Raw genomic sequence first — 21,702 nt, 5'->3', positions numbered from 1 at the left:
TTCGCCCGTCCGCCCACCGGGTGCGCAAAAAGGACTTCCGTACGAATAGGGTGTACGGGCCGACAACCGTCCCAGCCCCAGGAGAACCGTGCCCCGCAGCCGCCCCACGCGCGTCGCCGCGCTCAGTGCCCTTGTCGCACTGCTGCTGGCTGCCGCCACGGCCTGCGGTGACGCCGGGGGCCTCCAGGGCGCCGGCCCCACCGAGACCGCGGTGAGCCCGGACAAACTGTGGCCGGAGCTGACGCCGGCGTCCAGGCCGGCCTATGAGATCGGCGAGGTGAACCGGGAGGTCGTGAAGGGCGTCACCGTCCCCGGGGACGACATCCTCGACGTGGACCCGGTGGCGGTCATCCGCAAGGAGATCGCCCAGAGCCCGGGGGACTACGCCGGCGACGACGCGACGTACGCCCGGACCGGCCGCCTGATGGCCGAGTGCGACAAGGGCGCCGGGCGCGGCAGGTGCCCGGTGCTCCAGCCGTACTACCGGGACCTCACCGGCGACGGACACCCCGAGCTGACCCTGGGCTTCCGGCTGATGCCCGGCCGGACCACCGCGGTGCGCGTCTACACCGTCGAGAAGCACCGCCTCGTGAAGGTGATGGGGTGGGACGACGCCATCAGCGGGGTCGAGCTGGCCGGACGGTCGGTGATCATCCGTTCGCCGTCCGAGGTCGCCGGGTACGAGTACCGGCTGCAGTGGACCTGGGCCGCCGACCAGAAGGCGATGCTGCTCACCAACGACGAGATGCTGCGCACCGGCCGGCACAAGCAGACGCCGCCCTCGTCGTCGCACCGCTCCCCGTCGCCCTCCCCCTCGTCCTCCGTGTCGGCCTCGCGTTCCGCCGCCGCCCCCTCGGCGAGCACCCCATGAGGCTCGCGCTGCCCCAGTGGGCGGGCACGCTCGCCGTGAAGGCGGCCGTCTTCATCACGGTGATGTGCTGTGCGCTCGCCGCGCTGCTCGGCGTCCTCGTGCACGTCTCGGTGACGAACCAGACCGTCGGCCAGGCCCGCGACCGCGCACTGTCCCGGCTGGCGGACGCCACGGCGGCGTTCGAGGCCGGGGACACCGCCGGGCACGGCGTCTCCCTCGATCCGCCGGGGCTGCCCGAGGAGCTGCGGGCGCTGGCGGTGGCCGGGGAGCGCGGCACGATGGTCGCCGAGCACCGGGGGCGGCCCACGATGTGGGCGGCCGGGCCGGTCGACAGCGAGCGGGTGCTCGGGGTCGAGATCGACTACTCGCAGCAGGCCCGCACCATCGACGGGCTGGACCGGGCGATCCTGTGGTCGTCGGGGCTGGCGATCGGGGCGACGCTGCTGGTGGGCGCGTTCGCGGTGACGCGGGTGACGCGCCGGCTGCACGCCACGGCCCAGGTGGCCCGGCGGATCAGCGGCGGCGACCTGGACGCGCGGGTCGACGATCCCCGTACGAAGGATCCGACCAGGCCGCCGGACGAGGTGGCCGCGGTGGCCGCGGCGCTGGACTCCATGGCGTCGTCGCTGCAGAGCAAGCTGCTGTCCGAGCAGCGGTTCACGGCGGACGTGGCGCATGAGCTGCGGACGCCGCTGACGGGGCTGCACGCGGCGGCCGAGCTGCTGCCGCCGGGGCGGCCGACGGAGTTGGTGCGGGACCGGGTGGCCGCGCTGCGGACGCTCACCGAGGATCTGCTGGAGATCTCGCGGCTGGACACCGGGCGGGAGCGGGTGGAGCTGGACACCGAGCCGCTCGCCGCGCTGGCCGAGCGGGTGGTGCGGGGTTCCTCCGGAGGTGACACGGAGGTCGTTGTCGTGCGGGACGCCGTGGTGGAGACCGATCGACGGCGGCTGGAGCGGGTGCTGGGGAACCTGGTGGCGAACGCGCACAAGCACGGGCGGGGGCCGGTGGTACTGACGGTGGACGGGCCCGTGGTGACCGTCCGGGACCACGGTGAGGGGTATCCGGGGTATCTCGTCGCGCATGGGCCGCAGCGGTTTCGTACGGAGGGCGGGTCCAAGGGGCACGGGCTGGGGCTGACCATCGCGTTGGGGCAGGCGGAGGTGTTGGGGGCGCGGCTCGCGTTCTCCAATGCGGCTGATGGTGGGGCCGTGGCCACGCTGACGCTGCGCTAGCCGGGGCGGGACCACCGGTTGGTCGTCGGCCGCGGGCCGTGGGGGCTTGTCGCGCAGTTCCCCGCGCCCCTGAGCGTGCGCCCCTGCGGGGCGCTGCGCTCATTTCCGGGCGTGCGCTCCTATGGCGCAGCGTGGCGCGCGACCCTCTTCTCGCACTCCTAATGTGGCGTTCAGTCAGGTTCGTCACCCTCTTATGGAGGTCCCCATGGCCCTGCGCTCGCGCCTCGCCATCTCCGTCGTCGCCGGCGCTCTCGCCGCCGCGGCCTTCACCACGCCCGCTGTCGCCAGTGATGAGTGGGAGTTGGACGAACCGGGTCAGTCCCAGGGGGACGGGGACGGCGGCGGGGACCAGGGTGGAGGCGATGGCGGAGGAGACGGTGGAGGGGACTGGGGCGGGGACCAGGGCGGAGGAGACGGGGGCGGGGGCGACTGGGGCGACGAAGGCGGTGGCGATGGCCGCCGGTTCACCGAGGGGCGCGTCACCGCGGACCGTCTGCTGCTGCGCAGTGCGCCCAACCGGGGCAGCCGGGTGATCGGGGTCGTCCGCCGAGGGGACGTCGTCAGGATCTTCTGCAGGACGCCGGGCCAGCGGGTCGACGGCAATCCCCTCTGGTATCTGCTCTCGGACGGCACCTGGGCCTGGGGATCGGCCCGGTTCATCGACGACCTCGGGGCCACGCCGCGCTGGTGCTGAGTCACTAAGCACACAAGACGGACTATTTGGGTAGGTTCCGGACATGACGAAGGCCGGAACCACCCTGGTGGCAGCGGACGCGCCCGCTCCCGCCATGCCTCTCCCCCGGCGCCGTGGCATCGAACTGGCCCTCATCGTCGTGGCCGTCCTGCTCTCCGTGTACGGCTACTGCGCGGTCGGCCTCGCCCGGGAGGGCACCGTCCCACCCGGCGCCGCCGGCTACGGCGCCGGGCTCGGCGTGCTGGCGTTGGTCGCGCATCTGGCGGTGCGGCTGCGCGCCCCCTGCGCCGACCCGCTGCTGCTGCCGATCGGTGTGCTGCTGAACGGCCTCGGCCTGGTCCTGATCTACCGGCTCGACCTGGAGACGCCGGACGACCTGGCGGCGCCCACCCAACTCGTGTGGTCCACGCTGGGGGTGGCGCTGTTCATCGTGGTCGTCCTCATGCTGCGCGACCACCGCGTGCTGCAGCGCTACGCCTACGTGTGTGTCGTCGCCGCTCTCGTACTGCTCACCCTGCCGATCTTCTTCCCGTCCGTGAACGGCGCCCGCATCTGGATCCGGATCGCCGGATTCTCCATCCAGCCCGGCGAGTTCGCGAAGGTGCTGCTCGCGGTGTTCTTCGCGGCGTATCTGGCCGCCAACCGCAGTGCGCTGGCGTACACCGGCCGCCGGGTCCTGGGGGTCGAGCGACTGCAGCTGCCCACCGGGCGCGTCCTGGGTCCGATCGTCGCCATCTGGCTGCTGAGCGTGGGTGTGCTGGTCCTCGAACGGGATCTGGGCACCTCGCTGTTGTTCTTCGGCCTGTTCGTGGTCCTGCTCTACGTCGCGACCGGGCGCACCGGCTGGATCGCGGTGGGCCTGCTGCTCGCGGCACTCGGCGCGGTGGCCGTCGGGCAGTTGGAGCCGCATGTGCACAGCAGGGTCGAGGACTGGCAGCACCCGTTCGCCTCGATCGAGGCGGGCGAGGGCCCCAACCAGCTGTCCCAGTCGCTGTTCGCCTTCGCCGCGGGCGGTCTGCTCGGCACGGGACTGGGCCTCGGCCACTCGATCCTGATCGGCTTCGCGGCCAAGTCGGACTTCATCCTGGCGACGGCCGGGGAGGAGCTGGGACTGGCGGGCCTGTCCGCGATCTTCCTGCTCTACGGCCTGCTGGTGGAGCGCGGCTATCGGGCGGGCCTCGCCCTGCGCGACCCCTTCGGCCGGCTGCTCGCGGTGGGGCTGGCCTCGATCGTGGCGCTTCAGGTGTTCGTGATCGCGGGCGGGGTGACCGGTCTGATCCCGCTGACCGGCATGGCGATGCCGTTCCTGGCCCAGGGCGGCTCGTCGGTGGTCACCAACTGGGCGATCGTGGCGCTGCTGATCCGGCTGAGCGACAAGGCGCGCAGCCGGCTCGGCGTGCCCAAGGGCGAGGAGGCCACGGTGGAGACAGGACACGGCGTGCGTGCGGAGGCGGCCCGATGACCCGGCACATCCGGCACGCGGCCTTCTTCTGCGCCCTGCTGCTGGCCGCGCTGCTCGTGAACGCCGCCCGCATCCAGGTCTTCGAGGCGCCGTCCTACGACGACAACATCGCCAACCGCCGCACCACCATCTCCCGCTACGGGCAGCCGCGCGGCGACATCCTGGTCGGCGGCGCACCGGTCACCGGATCCCAGGACACCGGCGAACACCTGCGCTACGAGCGGACGTACACGAACGGCCCGATGTACGCCCCCGTCACCGGCTTCGCCTCGCAGGTGTACGGCACGACGTTCCTGGAGCACTCCGAGGACGGTGTCCTGTCGGGCACCGACCCGCTGCTGTCGCCGTTCCCGTTGTGGAAGGACACCGTCCGCGACCGCAACCCCGGCGGCGACGTCGTCACCACCCTGCACCCGGGTGCGCAGGAGGCGGCGTTCGAGGGGCTGGCCGGCCGAAAAGGCGCGGTCGCCGCCGTGGAGCCGGCCACCGGGCGGATCCTGGCCCTCGTGTCCGCCCCGTCCTACGACCCGTCCGTGCTGTCCGGGAACGGCTCGGCGGTGCCCCGGTCCTGGAAGTCGCTGAACCGCGACCCGGACCGACCGATGCTCAACCGGGCGGTGCGCAAGACCTATCCGCCGGGTTCGACCTTCAAGGTGGTGACCGCGGCGGCGGCCCTGGACGCGGGAGTGGTCGAGGATCTGGACAAACGGACGGACTCCCCGGATCCGTACCGCCTGCCGGGCACCAGAACGCGGCTGACGAACGCGTCCAAGGGCTGCGCGGACGTATCGCTGCGCAACGCGTTCGAGTGGTCGTGCAACACGGTGTTCGCCAAGCTGGGGGTCAAGGTCGGGGTGGAGCGGATGGCGGCGACGGCACGGGCCTTCGGCTTCAACGAACCGGATCTGAGGATTCCGTTCTCGGTCTCCGAGAGCACCTTCGACTCCAAGGTGGACAGGGCGCAGCTCGCCCTGTCGTCGATCGGCCAGTACAACACACGGGCCACCCCGCTGCAGATGGCGATGGTCGCGGCGGCGGTGGCGAACGGCGGCAAGGTGCGGTCGCCGTATCTGGTGGAGCGTACGACGCGGGCGAGCGGTGCCACGGTGTCGACCGCCGGGTCGCGCCCCGCCCGGGAGGCGATGCGCCCCTCGACCGCCGTACTGCTGAAGGAACTGATGGTGGACGTGGTGAGCGAGGGCACCGGCAGCAACGCCTGGATCCCGGGCGCGACGGTCGGCGGCAAGACCGGCACGGCCCAGCACGGCCTCGGCAACTCCGGGACGCCGTACGCCTGGTTCGTCTCCTGGGCGCAGGGCGACCGCGATCTGGAGCCCAAGGTCGCGGTCGCCGTGGTGGTGGAGGACGCGGACGCGGACCGGGGCGAGATCAGCGGCGGCGGGGACGCGGCGCCGATCGCGCGGGCGGTGATGGAGGCGGTGCTGAAGTCACGCTCAAGCCACGGCCGCTGAAGTCACCCTCGGGCCACGGCCGTTGACGTCGGCTCCTGGATCAGGGCGGCGGGCAGGGCGACGTACGCCGTGACGCCCGCGCCCTGGGTGGGGCGGAGCTCGATGTGGGCGCCGAGGCGGGCGGCGAGGGCGCCGACGACGTGGTGGCCGAGGAACCTGGTCGGGGCCGTGTGCAGGGCGGCGCCCCTGCCGGACAGCACGGCGTTGGACTCGGCCATGCGCTCCGGCGTCATCCCGATCCCACGGTCCACGACGGCCAGGCAGTACTCGGTGCCGTCCCGCCAGCCGTAGACCTCCACGGGCTGCTTGGGCGGGCTGAACATCAGCGCGTTCTCCACCAACTCGGCGAGCAAGTGGGACAGTTCGGCGACGCAGTGACCGCGCACCCCGCACTGCTGGATGTCGACGGCGGCCACCCGGTGGTACTGCTCGACCTCCGACACGGCCGACCGCACCACGTCGGCGACGGCGACCGTGCCCTTCCAGGACCGGGCCGGCGACTCCTCACCGGCGAGTACCAGCAGCGACTCGGCGTTGCGGCGCATCCGGGTGGCCAGGTGGTCGAGTTCGAAGAGCTCGGCGAGGGCGTCCGGGTCGAGCTCCTGGCTCTCCAGGGTGGTGATCAGGCCGAGCTGCCGGTTGAGCAGGCTCTGGTTGCGGCGGCCGAGGCTGGCCAGGGACTCGGTGCTGGTGCGGCGCAGGACGGCCTGCTCGGCGGCGAGTCCGACTGCGGTGTCCTCGACGTTGCGCAGAGCGGCGGCCAGACGGCTGATCTCGCGGGCGCCACCGGCCGGCCGAGGGCGCTCGGTCTTCGGCCCCGGCGGGCCGTCGGGGTCGGCCTCCTGGATCCGCCGGACGGCCTCGGGCAGCCGGTTCCCGGCGACGGCGTCCGCCTCGTCGGCGAGGGCGCCGAGGGGCCGGGTGATGGAGCGGGCCGAGAAGACGGCGAGGGCGACGGCCACACCGAGGATCAGCGCCCCGAGGGCGAGGAACCCGCCGAGCTGACGGGTGGCGGCGGACCCGGACTCGTCGGCACGTGCGCGGACGTCGTCCCCCACCGCCCGCTGCACACCGTGCAGATCGTCGACGAGGGTCGTCATGTCGGCCCACCAGCGGCCGGGGGCGACCGCCAGGGCGGATCCGTCGGCGCCCCGCTCGGCCCGCGCCTCGTATCCGGCGACCCGGCGCGCGGCGGCCGTACCGAAGGCGTCGTCGAGCGCGGACTCCTCGTCCCCCCCGGCGAGTTGCCGGAACTGCCCCAGCGCGGCCACCCGGGTGGCCCGGACCTCCGTGAAGTCCAGGTACTCCCCCGCGCGGAACCGCCCGGCCGCGAACACCCCGTTGAGGGAACCGCGTTCGAGCGCGACGGCCTCCGTGGCCCGGGCGAGGGCCTGGAGCGCCTGCACGCCCTGGGCGATACGCCGGTCACCGTCCGGGGCACCGGCCGACTCGGCGTCGATGAGGTGGGTGACGGTCTTGGTGTACGTCCGCAGGGTGGCGGCGCGGTCGGCAGTGCCGGCGTCGACGTCCTCGCGGGTCGTGGTGAGGGTGGCCAGGGGAACGTCGACGGCGCGCAGGGCGGAGAGCGCGGCGCCGGGCAGCGCACCGCTCTCCTCGTCGATCGCGGCACGCAGCGCGTCCCGCGCCTCGTCGGTCCGGCCGCGCTGCGCGACGACATCGTCGCGATAGCCCTCCTCACCCCCCAACAGCCCGTTGGTCAGGCCGCGTTCCCGCTGCACCTCACGGACGAGTTCCTGCGCCCGCAGCAGCACCCCGACATGTGCCTCGGTCTCCCGGGCGGCGGACCAGTCGGCGGCCCGGTCGGCGACGCCCAGCCCGGTGAGGGCGAGCAGCAGACAGGTCGGGACGGCCAGCACGATGGCCATACGGCCACGGATCGAGCTCCAGCCGGGAAGGGCGGCCGGGCGGCGGCGGACGGTCGAGCGGAGGGTGGTCAGTACATTCCCCGTCATGCCCCGTGAGGCTACGGGCGGGCCGGTCAGGGCACGGTTTCCCGCCCGTAAGACAGCCGTAGACAGGTACTCACCCCCGCACGGCCACGACTGTGAAAGAGGGACATGTGCCCACGTACTGAGACGCCCTCTGGGGCTCGCGTCCCGCCCGACCTATCGTTCGGTCCATGACGACATCTGCCGACCCGGAAGCCGCCTACGAACTCGCCCAGGTCAACATCGCCCGCCTCAAGGCCCCGTTGGATTCACCGCAGTTGAAGGACTTCGTCGACAACCTCGACCCCGTGAACGCCGACGCCGAGGCCGCCGACGGCTACGTCTGGCGCCTGCAGGGCGACACGGGAGACGCGACGGACGTGCGCGTCTTCGGTGACGAGTGGCTGATCGTCAACCTGACGATGTGGCGGGACACGAACGCCCTGACCGCGTACATGTACCAGGGCCGCCACCGCGAGATGCTCGCCCGCCGCCGCGAGTGGTTCGAGCGCGTGCAGGAGGCGATGACGGCCCTGTGGTGGGTGCCGGCGGGCCACCGCCCGACGGTCGCGGAGGCCGAGTCCCGCCTGCTGCACCTGCGCACGAACGGCCCGACCCCGTACGCCTTCACCCTGCGCACGTCGTTCCCGCCGCAGGGCGCGGAGCCGGTGCTGGGGGACGTGCCGCAGGGGCTGGGCTGCGAGGTCTAGCTCCGGTCCGTGGACCGGGGAGGATCTCCCCGGTCCACGGGCGGGCGGGTCAGAGGTCTCCGATGTACCAGCCGCGTGCGGCGGTCCAGCACAGTTCGTTCAGGAGGCCGTCCGTCCCCCGGTGGACGACGCGCTGGGCGTCGCCGACGACGTACCCCTGGGGGTCGCCGGCCGCCGCGACGCCCTGCGCCACCGCGTCCAGGCCACCGCGCTGCCAGCCCGTCGCCGCGGACCACCACAGCTCGTGGATACGGCTGTCCGTGCCCCGGTAGACGATGTGCTGCGTGTCCGCCAGCACGTAGCCGAACGGATCGCCCGCAGCCGGAACCGCCTGCGCCACCGCCGACGTACCGCCCACACGCCACCCCGTGGCCGCCGACCACCACAGTTCGTGAACGCGGCTGTCCGTGCCCCGGAAGACCACGTGCTGGCTGTCGCCGAGGACGTACGCCTGGGGGTCGCCCGCCGCCGCGATGCCCTGCGCCACCGCGTCCAGCCCGCCGCGCTGCCAGCCCGTCGGCGCGGACCACCACAGCTCGTGGATGCGGCCGTCCGTCCCCCGGTACACCACATGCTGCGTGTCCCCCAGCACATAACCGAACGGATCGCCCGCAGCCGGAACCGCCTGCGCCACCGCCGACGTACCGCCCACACGCCACCCCGTGGCCGCCGACCACCACAGCTCATGGACACGGCTGTCCGTGCCCCGGAAGACGACATGCTGGCTGTCGCCCAGGACATAGCCGTGCGGGTCGCCCGCCGCCGGCAGGCCGTGGGCGGCGGCGTCCAGGCCGGGCGTGCGCCAGCCGCCGCTCGCCGGGGACCACCACAGTTCGCGGATACGGCCGTCCGTGCCCCGGAAGACCACGTGCTGGCTGTCGCCGAGAAGGTACGCGGCCGGGTTGCCCGACGCCGGGATGCCGAGCGCCGTCGCGCCCAGGTCGCCGACGCGCCAGCCGCCGGTCGCCGGGGACCACCACAGCTCGCGCAGGAGGTTGTCCGCGCCGCGGTAGAAGACGTGCCGGTCGCTGCCCCGGGCGTAGGCGGCGGGACCGCCGGCCGCGGGGACGGCGGCGTGCACCGCCGCCTGGGCGTCGGCCAGGCCCCAGCCGGTGGCCAGGTCGAAGCCGGGGCGCGCGGGGTGGCCGCCCGACGCGGGGTTGGACGTGCCGGTCGTGACGTCCTTGGCGGTGCGCGTCAGGGCGTTGCGCATCCCGCGCAGGTTCAGGTTGGGCTGGGTCTGGCGGATCAGCGCGCAGATGCCGGCGATCTGCGGCGCCGCCGCCGAGGTGCCGCTGAACGCCGCCCAGCCGTCGTCCGGGGCGGTCTCGTCACCGTTCGGGAAGGCCGCCCCGTTGCCCAGGTCCAGGTCGATGTCGCAGCCCGCCTGGACCGGCAGCATGATGTACGCGGCGCGCGGGCGCAGCCCGACCAGACCGCTGAGGTCGGGGACGTTGCGGCCGGGGTAGACGCGGCTGGCGAAGCCGCTGGCGTAGTCGGAGGCGCGGGCGTTGCCCACCTGGTCGATGTACACACCGCCCGCGGCGATGACAAGAGGGTGCTGGGCGGGGAAGCCATGGTGGCCGTTGCCCGCCGAGAACACCACGATGATGCCGTTCGCCGCGGCGAGCGCGACCGAGGCGGCCAGGGCCCGCTGGATGGCGCTCAACGGGTGGTCCCGGACGTCGTATCCCCAGCTGTTGCTGATGATCTGCGGGGCCGGGGTGCGGGCCACGGCGGTGTTGAACGCGCCGAGGATGTTGACGAAGTTCGCCTTGACCATCGAGAAGTCGATCCCGGGCGCCAGAGCGAACGCGTTGGCGGATTCCCCGGTTCCGTGGCCGCTTTCGTCGCCGGCCGGGTTGTTCGCGCCGGGGCCGAGCACGACCGTGCCGTTGAGATTCCGGGCGACGAAATACGGGTGCCGGAACCAGCCGCTGTCCACCATGGTCAGCCGGATTCCATTTCCCTTGATTCCATTCTGGTGCGCCCGGTTCGCGCCCAGCAGTGCCGCCACCTGGTCCGGCACCTCCAGATGCCAGTAATTCACCTTCGGGGGAGTGGCGTTCTGGAAGGTGTACACCGGCTCCTCGATGGCCACGCCCTCAAGGACGTCGCCGGCCGGCGTGCCGTCGGTCGAGATCAGTCCGGGCAGGTCGGTGTCCGGCGAGTCGATGAAGGTGGCGGTCGCCTCCCGCGCGCCCGGCTTGACGACCCGGCGTTCCTGCGTGACCAGCCGGGTGCCGAAGTACTCCTGGTAGAGAGCGGGCGGACCTGCGATGTTGAGGGTCTGCGGGGACCGCTGCAGGACGCGGAAGCCGGCCCTGGTCAGCCGCTCCTCGGCGGCCGCCACGACCTGGTCCTCGGACGTGTAGTCCGCCGCCTGACCGACGGTGACGTCGTCCGCCTCGAACAGCGAGGTCCCGCCGACGGAACGCGGCGACGCCTGGGCGAACAGAATTTCGGGCAGCCTTGAACCGGCTTCATCGGGCATTTTCTCCCCCAACTCCGATGAACATTCCGACGGACCCGTCAAAGAGACTTCGACGGACAGCCTTCATCTATAGGGGAAAACCACACCCGTTGGACATACTCATTTAGACGTATGCCCTCATGATTCTCGACCGTTGGACGAACCGTGACCCAGAATTCCCCGAACCCTCTTTCGTCCCATGTGCTGCTCGCTGCGCAGAAACCCGTCGAGCAAGTACTCGCCTACTTCGCGGACCATGGATTCGACGTGGGCGAGGTGATCGCCTCGGGTTTCGCGCTGACCGGTCCGCGGACCGCGTACCTGGAGACCTTCGGGACGGCCCCGGACACAACGCAGTCGGACGAACTGCCGCTGGAGCGGCTGCCGCGCGAGATCGCGGACGGCATCGAGGCGGTGGCCGTCCTCTCGCCGCCCGACTTCGGCCCGACGTCCTACTGAGAGCCGCCCGCCTCGATCGCCTCCGCCACCTCCGTGACCCGCTCCCGCTCCTCCACCGCGAACCGCTCGGCGTCCAACCGCTCGGCGATCTCCTCGTCCTGGGCCATCAGCAGGTCCAAGTTGGAGTCGCCCATCTCGAACACGCCCATGTCGACATAGGCCTGCTGCAGACGCGTCCCCCACAGCCCGATGTCCTTGACGCAGGGGACTATGCGGGAGAACAGCAACCGGCGGAACAGGGCGAGGAATTCGGACTGCTCGCTGTACTCCTCGGCCTCGGCGGCCGGGATGCCGAAGTTCCTCAGCACCTCCACGCCCCGCAGCCGGTCGCGCATCAGATAGCAGCCCTCGATCACGAACTCCTCCCGCTCGCGGAGCTCGGCGTCACTCAGCTGCCGGTAGTAGTCCCGCAGCGCCATCCGTCCGAAGGCCACGTGCCGGGCCTCGTCCTGCATCACATACGCCAGGATCTGCTGGGGCAGCGGCTTGTCGGTGGTGTCCCGGATCATGCCGAACGCGGCCAGCGCGAGCCCCTCGATCAACACCTGCATACCGAGGTAGGGCATGTCCCACCGGCTGTCCCGCAGCGTGTCGCCCAACAAGGCCTGCAGATTGTCGTTGATCGGGTACAGCATCCCGATCTTCTCGTGCAGGAAGCGCCCGTAGATCTCCGCGTGCCGGGCCTCGTCCATCACCTGGGTCGCCGAGTAGAACTTGGCGTCCAGGTCCGGCACCGACTCCACTATCCGCGCGGCGCAGACCATCGCCCCCTGCTCACCGTGCAGGAACTGGCTGAACTGCCAGGAGGCGTAGTGCTTGCGCAGCTCCCCCTTGTCCTTGTCGGTCATCTTGGCCCAGTACTTGGTGCCGTACAGGGACATGGACTCATCGGGCGTTCCGAGAGGATCGGCCGGATCGACCTCCAGATCCCAGTCAATGCGCTTCTGCCCGTCCCACTGCTTGTCCTTGCCCTTCTGGTACAGGGCCAGCAGCCGGTCGCGGCCGTCGTCGTACTCCCAGCCGAAACGTGCCGAGCCGGTCGCCGGCACCTGCCAGAGTGGGTCTCCCGGATCCGAGGCGTACAGGTCGTAAGTCGGCATGCTTCGCAGGCTCACACGTAGTAGACGCGGGGTCAACAACTCTTGCGCGAGGGATTGACGACCTTGCTGACAGGCAGTCTCATAAGCACATGACGACGCTGACGGACGCCGATGCGCTCGCGGGCCTCCGCGACGCGCTCGGCCTGCTCAAGGACCGGGAGCAGGTGGCCCAACGGCTGCTCGACTCCTCCGCCAAGCACTCCTTCGACCCGGACAAGGAGCTGGACTGGGACGCGCCCTTCGAGGAGGGCAAGTGGTTCTGGCCCCCGGAACTGCTCTCGCTCTACGACACCCCGCTGTGGAAGCGCATGAGCGAGGAACAGCGCCTCCTGCTCTCCCAGCACGAGGCCGCGGCCCTGGCCTCCCTGGGCATCTGGTTCGAGATCATCCTCATGCAGTTGCTGGTCCGCCAGATCTACGACAAGGCGGCAACGAGCGCACACGTCCGCTACGCCCTCACCGAGATAGAGGACGAGTGCCGCCACTCCAAGATGTTCGCCCGCCTGATCTCCCACGGCGACACACCCTGGTACCCCGTGAGCCGCGCACACCAGCACCTGGGCCGCCTCTTCAAGACGATCTCCACCACCCCCGGCTCCTTCACCGCCACCCTCCTCGGCGAGGAGGTCCTCGACTGGATGCAGCGCCTGACGTTCCCCGACGAGCGGGTACAGCCCCTCGTCCGCGGGGTCACCCGCATCCACGTGGTCGAGGAGGCCCGCCACGTCCGCTACGCCCGCGAGGAACTGCGCCGCCAGATGGTGACGGCCCCGAAGTGGTCCCAGGAGTTCACCCGCGTCACCTCCGGCGAGTTCGCCCGCGTGTTCTCGGTCGCTTTCGTCAACCCCGAGGTCTACACGAACGTAGGCCTGGACAAGCGCGAGGCCCTGGCCCAGGTAAAGGCCAGCGCCCACCGCCGCGAGGTCATGCAGACGGGAGCGAAAAAGCTGACGGACTTCCTGGACGACATCGGCGTACTGCGCGGAGTAGGCCGCAAGCTCTGGAAGTCGTCGGGCCTCCTGGCATAAGGCGAGTGCACCCCCGCAGCGCGGCACCCGCGCAGCGCGGCACCCCCGCATCGCGGCACCCCCGCGGCGCGGCACCCGCGTACGGCGGCAAGGGGACGCGTCGGGGGGTGTCCGCCCGCAGTGGCCGGCGTCAACACGCAGCACCTCCCGGCCTAAGTCCAGCCGCCGGTCCGAGGACGGACACCCCCCGACGCGGCCCCGACCCACAACGCAACGCAAGGCGCTACGCGAACTCCCACCGAGGCCGCACAGGCTGCCGCAGGCATAGACGCGAACCCCCACCGAACCCGCGCAACCCACGCACCCCACCACAGGCATTCCCGGCCAAACCACCGGAGCACCAGCACTCCCCACCCGACTACCCTGCTGGTCATGACGCCCTCGGCCCCCACCCCCGCCTACCGCCGCCTAAGCGTCGAGGAACGCCGCAGCCAACTCCTCAACGCCGCCCTCACCCTCTTCGCCCACCGCACCCCCGAGGACGTGTCCCTGGACGACGTGGCAGAGGCGGCCGGCGTCTCACGCCCCCTGGTCTACCGCTACTTCCCCGGCGGCAAGCAGCAGCTCTACGAGGCCGCCCTCCGCTCGGCCGCCGAAGAGCTCCAGCACTGCTTCGACGAACCCCGCGAGGGCCCCCTCCTCCCCCGCCTCTCCCGCGCCCTCGACCGCTACCTCACCTTCGTCGACGAGCACGACACCGGCTTCAGCGCACTGCTCCAGGGCGGCAGCGTCGTGGAGACGTCCCGCACGACGGCCATAGTGGACGGAGTCCGCCGCGCCGCCGCCGAGCACATCCTCAGCCACCTGGAGGTCACCGACCCCGGCCTCCGCCTCCGCATGACCGTGCGGATGTGGATCACCGCGGTCGAGGCGGCCTCCCTCATCTGGCTCGACGAGGACAAGGAACCACCGGTGGAGGAACTGCGGGACTGGCTGGTGGAACAGTTCACCGCCGTGCTCGCGGTCACCGCGGCCCGTGATCCACAGACCGCCGCACTGGCCGAGAAGCTCGCGGCGGATGGCTGACACTGGTGCCGTGAAGAGCGAAGACACCCCCTTCGAGGGCGGCCCCATGGACGGCCGCGTCCTCCCCGTGCTCCTGGGCATCACGGGCCACCCGCCCAAGACGTACCGCATCCCGGTCCCCGACCCGCACGGCGGCCCGCCCACGGTCCTGGTCTACCGCCGCGTCCCCCGCACCCCCGGCACCCCCGGCTCCCGCACCGGCCTCACCCGGCGCTGGAAGTACGAGTACGCCCCCGAAGGACCGCAGCCCCGCCGACTGAACTGGCCGTGGTCCAAGCCAGAAGCCACGCCGCGAAGCAAGCCAGAAGCCACGCCGCGGAGCAAGCCGGAGGACACCGACGGGTGACCTTTTTACGCCGATCCGCGCACACCTGGCGCGCGAACCCGGCGATCGCGTCTAAAGCTCGCGATGCGGAGCAGAGAGCCTCTCCGCACCGGAGGTGATGACGTGTCAGGAAGGCTTCTCCGTCTGGCGTGTACGGCAGCCGCGGCGACCACGGCGGCCGGCACGATCCTCGCACCGACCCAAGCGACGGCCGCCCCCGAACCCCAGGAACGCTCCGTCGCCGGTCTCCTGACGGACCTTCAGCGCCTCTACCGCGAGGCCGAACAGGCCACGGAGACCTACAACGCGACCGAGGAGGACCTCAGGCGGCAGCGCACCGAGGTCACCCGCCTGGACACGGCCCTGTCCCGCGTCCGGGTCTCCCTGCACGACAGCCGGGTCGCCGCGGGCCGCCTGGCCCGCCAGCAGTACCAGAACACCACCGACATCTCCCCGTACGTACACCTGCTCCTGGCCCGCGACCCCCAGCACGCCCTGGACCAGGGCCACGTCATCGGCCGGCTGGCCCGCGAGCGCGCCGCGACGGTAGGCCGTCTGACCGGCACGGAAAGGAAGGCCGACGAACTCGCCCGCAAGGCCCGCAAGGCCCTGGACGACCAACTCGCCCTCGCCGAACGCCGGAAGAAGGAGAGGGACGCGGTCCACAAGCGCCTCAAGCGGATCGAGGAACTCCTGGCCGCCCTCACCACCGGCCAGCTCAAGGCCCTGGCCGAGCTGGAGAAGAAGGACGCCACCAGAGCCCAGCAGGCCTTCCTGGAATCCGGCGCCCTCGCCAAGGACGACCACAAGCCCTCACGCGAGAGCGCCCGGGCGGTGCGCTACGCCAAGAAGCAGCTCGGGAAGCCGTACAAGTGGGGCGCGGAGGGCCCGAAGTCGTACGACTGCTCGGGCCTGACCTCCAAGGCCTGGGCCCACGCCGGCACCCGGATCCCCCGCACGAGCCAGGAGCAGTGGGCGCGGCTCGAGCGCATCCCGCTGACCGAACTGCGCCCGGGCGACCTGGTCGTCTACTTCCCGGACGCCACCCACGTGGCCATGTACCTGGGCAAGGGCAAGGTGGTCCAGGCGCCGCGCACCGGCGAGAAGATCAGGATCTCCCCGATCGCGTCCAACCCGGTCCTGGGAGCCGTACGCCCCGAGGTCAGGTCCCGGAAATCTCAGCGAGATAAGCCTGGGTCTTCTCCGGCTCATAGAAATAGTTCTCGAAGTCGGCCGGGTCATTGAACCCGTTGGCGAACCGGTCGGCCACCTGCGGCAGCTGCCCCGCCGCGCCGATGAGGCCCAGGATGTGCTCCGGCGGCGGCGCCAGCATCGCGTTCGTCCACTTGGTGACGTGCTGGGCGGTGTCCCAGTACCGGTCGAAGGTGGCGCGCATCCACGCCTCGTCGAACTCCTTGTCCCCGTGTTCGAGGATCGAGCCGAGGTACGCGGCCGCGCACTTGGACGCGGAGTTGGAGCCCTGCCCGGTGATCGGGTCGTTGGCCACCACGACGTCCGCCACGCCCAGGACGAGCCCGCCGCCCGGGAGCCGGCCGATCGGGTTGCGCACGGTCGGCGCGTATCGCCCGCTCAGCACGCCGCCCGCGTCCGTGAGCTCGACCTCGGTCGCCCGGGCGTACTCCCACGGCACGTACCTCTCCATGAGTCCCAGGGTCAGGGAGAGGTGCTCCGCCGGGTCCTTCACGCCGTCGAAGACGTCGAGCGGCCCGCCGGGTATGCCCTCCCAGAACAGGATGTCCGCGCGCCCGGAGGTCGTCAGGGTGGGCATGACGAACAGCTCACCGACGCCGGGGACGAGGTTGCAGCGGACGGCCTCGGTGTCCGGGTGCTCCGGGCGCGGGCCCAGGCCGTGGACGTACGACACGGCCAGCGCGCGCTGCGGCTCGCTGTACGGAGAGCGCTCCGGGTCCCGCCCGAACATCTGGACCAGCTCACCCTTGCCGGCCGAGACCAGCACCAGGTCGTACGTACGGGAGAAGTAGTCGAGGTCGCCGACGGCCGCGCCGTGGATGACCAGCTGCCCGCCGCGCTGGGCGAACGTCTCCATCCAGCCGGCCATCTTCACGCGCTGGTCGACGGACTGCGCGAACCCGTCGAGGTGCCCCAGCCAGTCGATCGCGCGTGCCGCGGGACCCTCGCCCCAGGAACCGGGGGCCGCCACCGAGACGCCGAGTCCTTCGATCTTCGGGGCCTGGGACTCCCAGAAGTTCAGCTGGAGATCGCGCTCGTGCCGCAGTGCCGTGTCGAACATGCACTGCGTGGACATGACCCGGCCGGAGCGGATCTCGTCCGCCGTCCGGTTGGACATCAGGGTGACCTCGTACCCGTGCGACTGAAGTCCGAGGGCTATCTGGAGTCCGGACTGGCCGGCTCCGACGACGAGTATCTTCCGCATGCGGGGCTGTTCTCCTACTCGGGGATCTACTCGGGGGTTTCGTCCAGCGCGTGGCCGACGAGGGACAGCAGGGTCTCGATCACCGAGATCCGGCGGCGCGCATCCATGATCATTACGGGTATCCGGGCGGGGATCGTCAACGCCTCCCGTACGTCCTCCGGCTGGAACAGCGCACTGTCGTCGAAGTGGTTGACCGCGACGACGTACGGCAGTCCGCAGCTCTCGAAGTAGTCCAGCGCCGGGAAGCAGTCCTTCAGCCGCCGGGTGTCGGCCAGGACGACCGCGCCGATCGCGCCGCGCACCAGGTCGTCCCACATGAACCAGAACCGCTGCTGGCCCGGCGTGCCGAACAGGTAGAGCACCAGGTCGTCGTCGAGCGTGATGCGGCCGAAGTCCATGGCCACGGTGGTGGTCAGCTTGCCGGGCGTCGAGGTGAGGTCGTCGGTCTCCTCGCTCGCCTCGGTCATCAGCGCCTCGGTCTGCAGGGGCGTGATCTCCGAGACGGCGGTGACCAGCGTGGTCTTGCCGACACCGAAGCCACCCGCCACGACGATCTTCGTGGCGATGGGGGCCCGGGTGCGGTCCGTCTGCCAGGGCTGTTCGGGCCCCTCTTCGGCGAGGAGCGGGGAGACACCGCGAGCGGCGTCAGAGACGACGGAGTCCACTCAGCACCCTTTCCAGCAGTGCGCGTTCCGGCCGGCCCGTACCGTGGCCGGTTCCGGTGCCGTACACACGGATCTTTCCCTGGTCCGCGAGGTCGCTGAGGAGCACGCGGACCACGCCGAGCGGCATCTGCAGCAGCGCGGCGATCTCGGCCACCGTGCGCATCCGGCGGCACAGTTCGACGATGGCCCGCATCTCCGGCATCACCCGGGTGGTGAGGGAACCGTTCGTCAGTTCCTTGCGCTCCTCGGCGGCCTCCAGCGCGGCCGTGCTGCCGACGATGGTCTCGACGAGCAGGACGTGACCGAAGCGCGTACGGCCGCCGGTGAGCGAGTAGGGGCGCACGCGGGCGGGCTTGCGGTCGCCGCCGCGGACGGGGAGCTGGGGCCTGTTCTTCGGGGCGTTGCTCATCGGGTACTCCCTGCCGACGCGGTCTCGAGGGATTTCCGTAGCTCGCTGCGGAGTTCGGGGGTGAGGACGTGGCCGGCGCGTCCGACGAAGAGCGCCATGTGGTAGGCCACGACGCTCATGTCGCAGTCCGCGGAGCCGTGCACGCCGAGCAGGGAGCCGTCGCTGATGGACATCACGAACAGGCTGCCCTCGTCCATCGCGACCATCGTGTGCTTCACCCCGCCGAACTGCATCAGCTTCGCGGCGCCGATGGTGAGGCTGCCGATGCCGGAGACGATGGTGGCGAGGTCGGCGGAGGAGCCGCGGGGGCCGGTGGGCCTGTCGCTCCTCGTCTCCCGGGCCTCGGTGTTGTGGGCGTCGTCGGAGGAGAGCAGGAGCAGGCCGTCCGAGGAGACCACCGCGACTGACTGGATGCCCGGCACCTCCTCGACCAGATTCGTCAGCAACCAATGCAGGTTGCGGGCTTCACTGCTCAGTCCGAAGGTACTGGGCGCGGTCAACTGCTTGCCTCCTCGACGGTGCCCCCCGTGGCTGCTTCGGATTCGTTGCGTCCTGCGTCTTCCGCGGACTCCGCGGTTTCCCCTGTCGGTGCCTTGTTCTGACCCGTCTGCTCGGCGATCTCCGCCTGTACGTCGCGGTAGCCGGCCTCCGCTCCCCTGCGGAAGCCGCCGAGCCTTCTGCGCAGGGCGTCGGCGTCGACACCGCCGGTCCGCTGGCGCGGGGCCTGGGCCGGGGCGGTGATCTTCGGGGTGCGCTTGGGCAGGCCCTTGTCGGTGACGAGTTCCTCCCCCTCGGCGCTCTCGCCCCTCTGGTCCCTCTCGTCCCGGGCACGCTCATGGGTGTCGGGCCCGATGGCGTAGGGGTCGGTGACCGGGGTCTCCGTCTCCTGGGCGGGGCCGGCGGGCTGCTCCGGGATCAGGAGTTCCATCGTCGTCTCGGCGGGCGCCGCCTCAGGGGCCTTACGGTCCTCCGGCTCGCCCTCTTGAGCGGTCTCCCGTACGGCCGCCTCCTGTACGGCCGTCTCCCCCACGGCCCTTTCCGCCAGCGCCACCAAGGGGTCGCCGTCCTTCGAACGGCCATGCAGGACGTTGGAGTTGGCCTCCGCGTCGGCGCCCGGCAGGGAGAAGGTGTGGGTGCCGGCCCGGTGCGGGGCGTCGGCGGGGACCGCGGCCGCGGGGGCCGCCACGAGGAGGCCCTTCGACAGGACCGCGACCGCCGCGATGCCGCCCTGCTTCTGCTCGCGGAGCCGGACGCGGATGCCGTGGCGGTGGGCGAGGCGGGCGACGACGTAGAGGCCGAGGCCGTCGTCGCCCTCCTGGTCGTAGGAAGCCTCGGGGTCGAAGTCGGCGAGCCGGGAGTTGAGCCGCGCCAGGCGCTCCTCGGTCATGCCGATGCCCTCGTCCTGGACCGAGAGCATGACCTCGCCGTTCTCCAGCAGCCAGCCGGAGATCTCGACGGGCTGGTCGGGCGGGGAGAACGCGGTGGCGTTCTCCATCAGCTCGGCCAGGAGGTGGGAGAGGTCGTCGGCGACGAACCCGGCCACGTGCGCGTGCGGCGGCAGCGCGGCGATGCGGACGCGCTCGTACCGCTCGATCTCGCTGACCGCCGCACGGACGACGTCGACGAGTGGGACCGGCCCGGCGTGCTGCTGGACGTGCTCGGTGCCGGCCAGGACGAGGAGGTTCTCGCTGTGCCGGCGCATGACCGTGGCGAAGTGGTCGAGCTTGAAGAGCGTGGCGAGCCGGTCCGGGTCCTGCTCGCGCTCCTCCAGGCCCTCGATGACGGCGAGTTGCCGCTCGACCAGGCCGAGGGTGCGCAGGGCGAGGTTCACGAAGGTGGAGCCGATGGTGTCCCGCAGGCGCTCCAACTGGGCTGCGGACTCGGCGAGTTCGGTACGCAGCTCCTCGCGGGCGTCGGCCATCTTCTGGCGCTGGCCGACGAGGTGCTTGCGGTCGGACTCCAGCGTGGTGATGCGCTCGTGGAGGGTGGTGGCGTGCGCGTGCAGGGCGTTGACGGAGTTGACGACCTGGGCGAACTCGTCCTTGCGGCCGGTGAACTTGACCGGCTCCTCCGCCGCCGGGTCCTCGGCCTGGGCGAGCCGCGCGGAGCCGATCCGCAGCACGGCCAGCGGCCGGGTCAGGGAGCGCGCCATGCCGGTGGCGACGCCGACGGCGAGCAGCATCAGGGCGCCGAGGATCGCGATACGGATCTCCAGCGCGGTGACGTCGTCGTCGCGGAGCTGTTCGAGGTCCTTGGTGCGGCCCTCGTAGAGGGCCGACTCGACGCCGCGCATCAGGTCGACGCGGGCGGACAGGGCGCCCTCGGCGCGCTGGATGTTGGTGTTCAGGTCCCGGGCGGAGAGCGCGGACTGGTCGGTGAGGGCGGCGAGGTACCGGTCGGCGGTGTTGACCTCGGGGCCGGTGACCGTGGAGTCGTACGACGTCCGCGCGGACTTGGGGGCGGTGTCGTGGAAGTCGGCGAGGGCCGCGTCGGAGCGCAGGCGGGCCTGCTGGGCGGCGGCGCTGAGCGCGGCGCGCTGCTTGGCGTCGGCGGCCGAGGAGGTCTTCTGGGTGGTCGCGAGGCCGGTGACCGGGTCGACGACGGTCTCGGTGATGGTCGGCACGCTGAGCGCGGCGAGCAGCAGGCCTCGGGCTGCGGCGGCCTGCTGCACGGCGGAGTCCAGCTCGGCCAGCGCGTGGGCGCCGGGGCCCGTGCGGGGCGGCATCTGCTCGGCCAGTTGCTCGGCGAGCCGGTGGAGTTCGCTGATGGCGGCCGAGTAGGCCTCGTGCGCTTCCAGCGCGGTGCTCTTGCCGGAGAGCGCGGCCCGGCGCACGGCCGCGATGCCGTCGAGGTCGTCGTGGAGGGAGGCCGGGGCGTCGGGGTCGGCGCTCAGTTCCTCGACCTGCCGGTCCACCCGGGCGCTGCGCTGCTCGCTGGGCGCCTTGGACTTGGGCCGGCCGGCGGCGATGTACGAGGTGACCTCGTCGCGCTCGTCGGCCAGGGAGTGGGCGAGGGTGAGCGCGTCCTGGGTCTGCTCGGCGAGCGTCACCAGTTCCTGGGAGTCGTGCAGTTGCCCGGAGGCGGCGACGATCGAGGGGACGCCGGCCGCGGCGATGGCGGCGGCCACGACGGCAACGGCGACGATCAGCCGGTTGCGTACGTGTGTCGGGCGCCCCTTGCCGGCGGGTGTGGCGTCGGTGGTGGTGTCGGGAGTGGGCTGCGTGCCCCCTGCGGAGGCCGTCTGCTTGCCTGAGCGACGAGGCCGCATCTTCTGCACCGGTGCTCGCATTCCTGACTCGTGATACCCATGGTCCGAGTGACGTTCCGTCAACCAATGCCAACCGACTGTACGTACACTCGATGCGGTTCCCGACCCTCCCAGTGCCGGTGGACGGCGGCCGCGCATCA

General features: G+C 71.5%; 19 protein-coding genes. 11 read left to right on the top strand and 8 right to left on the bottom strand.

Features of this window, described 5'->3' with window-relative positions:
• Window positions 1-88: 88 nt before the first annotated feature.
• From EJ357_RS31370 to EJ357_RS31350, 5 genes are all read left to right on the top strand, one after another.
• Entirely contained in the window at window positions 89-871 is a 783-nt protein-coding gene (locus tag EJ357_RS31370; RefSeq protein WP_126395054.1) for a hypothetical protein, read from the top strand.
• Window positions 868-2,106: a sensor histidine kinase gene (locus tag EJ357_RS31365; RefSeq protein ID WP_126395053.1), complete on the top strand. Its 1,239-nt coding sequence runs from the start codon at window positions 868-870 to the stop codon at window positions 2,104-2,106. Before EJ357_RS31370 ends, EJ357_RS31365 begins: the two co-directional genes overlap by 4 nt.
• A 205-nt stretch (window positions 2,107-2,311) precedes the next feature.
• On the top strand, window positions 2,312-2,800 hold the full coding sequence (locus tag EJ357_RS31360) for an SH3 domain-containing protein (protein ID WP_126395052.1): 489 nt from the start codon (window positions 2,312-2,314) through the stop codon (window positions 2,798-2,800).
• A 43-nt stretch (window positions 2,801-2,843) separates the two neighbouring features.
• Window positions 2,844-4,262 (top strand): FtsW/RodA/SpoVE family cell cycle protein, encoded by a 1,419-nt coding sequence (locus EJ357_RS31355; protein ID WP_126395051.1) that lies wholly within the window; start codon window positions 2,844-2,846, stop codon window positions 4,260-4,262.
• Window positions 4,259-5,734, top strand: coding sequence for a penicillin-binding transpeptidase domain-containing protein (locus tag EJ357_RS31350; protein ID WP_126395050.1), 1,476 nt, complete (start codon window positions 4,259-4,261; stop codon window positions 5,732-5,734). The genes EJ357_RS31355 and EJ357_RS31350 overlap by 4 nt, the downstream gene beginning before the upstream one ends.
• A gap of 2 nt (window positions 5,735-5,736) precedes the next feature.
• Here the strand turns inward: EJ357_RS31350 and EJ357_RS31345 are convergent, their stop codons facing one another.
• Window positions 5,737-7,707, bottom strand: coding sequence for a sensor histidine kinase (locus EJ357_RS31345; protein WP_126395049.1), 1,971 nt, complete (start codon window positions 7,705-7,707; stop codon window positions 5,737-5,739).
• Between the two features lie 167 nt (window positions 7,708-7,874).
• Between EJ357_RS31345 and EJ357_RS31340 the strand changes: the two genes are divergently transcribed.
• Window positions 7,875-8,393, top strand: a complete 519-nt coding sequence (locus EJ357_RS31340; RefSeq protein WP_126395048.1) for a DUF3291 domain-containing protein — start codon at window positions 7,875-7,877, stop codon at window positions 8,391-8,393.
• A 49-nt stretch (window positions 8,394-8,442) separates the two neighbouring features.
• Here the strand turns inward: EJ357_RS31340 and EJ357_RS31335 are convergent, their stop codons facing one another.
• Complete coding sequence (locus EJ357_RS31335) at window positions 8,443-10,887, bottom strand: S8 family serine peptidase (RefSeq protein WP_126395047.1); 2,445 nt, start codon at window positions 10,885-10,887, stop codon at window positions 8,443-8,445.
• Between the two features lie 144 nt (window positions 10,888-11,031).
• On the opposite strand from EJ357_RS31335, the gene EJ357_RS31330 reads away from it, so the two are divergent.
• Window positions 11,032-11,325, top strand: coding sequence for a hypothetical protein (locus tag EJ357_RS31330; protein WP_126395046.1), 294 nt, complete (start codon window positions 11,032-11,034; stop codon window positions 11,323-11,325).
• Here the strand turns inward: EJ357_RS31330 and EJ357_RS31325 are convergent.
• The gene (locus EJ357_RS31325) at window positions 11,319-12,425 is read right to left on the bottom strand and encodes a ferritin-like domain-containing protein (RefSeq protein WP_126395045.1); all 1,107 of its coding nucleotides are present in this window, start codon (window positions 12,423-12,425) and stop codon (window positions 11,319-11,321) included. The genes EJ357_RS31330 and EJ357_RS31325 overlap by 7 nt on opposite strands.
• Before the next feature lie 89 nt (window positions 12,426-12,514).
• On the opposite strand from EJ357_RS31325, the gene EJ357_RS31320 reads away from it, so the two are divergent.
• From EJ357_RS31320 to EJ357_RS31305, 4 genes are all read left to right on the top strand, one after another.
• Window positions 12,515-13,453 carry an AurF N-oxygenase family protein gene (locus tag EJ357_RS31320; RefSeq protein WP_126395044.1) on the top strand — a complete coding sequence of 313 codons (939 nt, stop codon included), beginning with the start codon at window positions 12,515-12,517 and terminating at the stop codon, window positions 13,451-13,453.
• Between the two features lie 372 nt (window positions 13,454-13,825).
• On the top strand, window positions 13,826-14,479 hold the full coding sequence (locus EJ357_RS31315; RefSeq protein WP_126395043.1) for a TetR/AcrR family transcriptional regulator: 654 nt from the start codon (window positions 13,826-13,828) through the stop codon (window positions 14,477-14,479).
• 10 nt (window positions 14,480-14,489) lie between these two features.
• Window positions 14,490-14,825 carry a hypothetical protein gene (locus tag EJ357_RS31310; RefSeq protein ID WP_126395042.1) on the top strand — a complete coding sequence of 112 codons (336 nt, stop codon included), beginning with the start codon at window positions 14,490-14,492 and terminating at the stop codon, window positions 14,823-14,825.
• 102 nt (window positions 14,826-14,927) lie between these two features.
• Complete coding sequence (locus EJ357_RS31305; RefSeq protein ID WP_126395041.1) at window positions 14,928-16,049, top strand: C40 family peptidase; 1,122 nt, start codon at window positions 14,928-14,930, stop codon at window positions 16,047-16,049.
• Here the strand turns inward: EJ357_RS31305 and EJ357_RS31300 are convergent.
• The 5 genes from EJ357_RS31300 to EJ357_RS31280 are packed head-to-tail and all read right to left on the bottom strand — an operon-like array spanning window position 15,967 to window position 21,583.
• Entirely contained in the window at window positions 15,967-17,220 is a 1,254-nt protein-coding gene (locus EJ357_RS31300; RefSeq protein WP_126395040.1) for a styrene monooxygenase/indole monooxygenase family protein, read from the bottom strand. The two genes, EJ357_RS31305 and EJ357_RS31300, sit on opposite strands and share 83 nt — an antisense overlap.
• Before the next feature lie 26 nt (window positions 17,221-17,246).
• Window positions 17,247-17,885, bottom strand: coding sequence for a GTP-binding protein (locus EJ357_RS31295; RefSeq protein ID WP_126395039.1), 639 nt, complete (start codon window positions 17,883-17,885; stop codon window positions 17,247-17,249).
• Complete coding sequence (locus EJ357_RS31290) at window positions 17,866-18,294, bottom strand: DUF742 domain-containing protein (protein WP_126395038.1); 429 nt, start codon at window positions 18,292-18,294, stop codon at window positions 17,866-17,868. Before EJ357_RS31290 ends, EJ357_RS31295 begins: the two co-directional genes overlap by 20 nt.
• On the bottom strand, window positions 18,291-18,794 hold the full coding sequence (locus EJ357_RS31285; protein WP_126395037.1) for a roadblock/LC7 domain-containing protein: 504 nt from the start codon (window positions 18,792-18,794) through the stop codon (window positions 18,291-18,293). The genes EJ357_RS31290 and EJ357_RS31285 overlap by 4 nt, the downstream gene beginning before the upstream one ends.
• Window positions 18,791-21,583, bottom strand: a complete 2,793-nt coding sequence (locus EJ357_RS31280) for a sensor histidine kinase (RefSeq protein WP_407698427.1) — start codon at window positions 21,581-21,583, stop codon at window positions 18,791-18,793. The genes EJ357_RS31285 and EJ357_RS31280 overlap by 4 nt, the downstream gene beginning before the upstream one ends.
• Between the last annotated feature and the right edge of the window lie 119 nt (window positions 21,584-21,702).

The sequence above is a fragment of the Streptomyces cyaneochromogenes genome (assembly GCF_003963535.1).
Lineage (GTDB): Bacteria > Actinomycetota > Actinomycetes > Streptomycetales > Streptomycetaceae > Streptomyces > Streptomyces shaanxiensis.
This window is presented reverse-complemented; position numbering and strand designations above follow the sequence as displayed.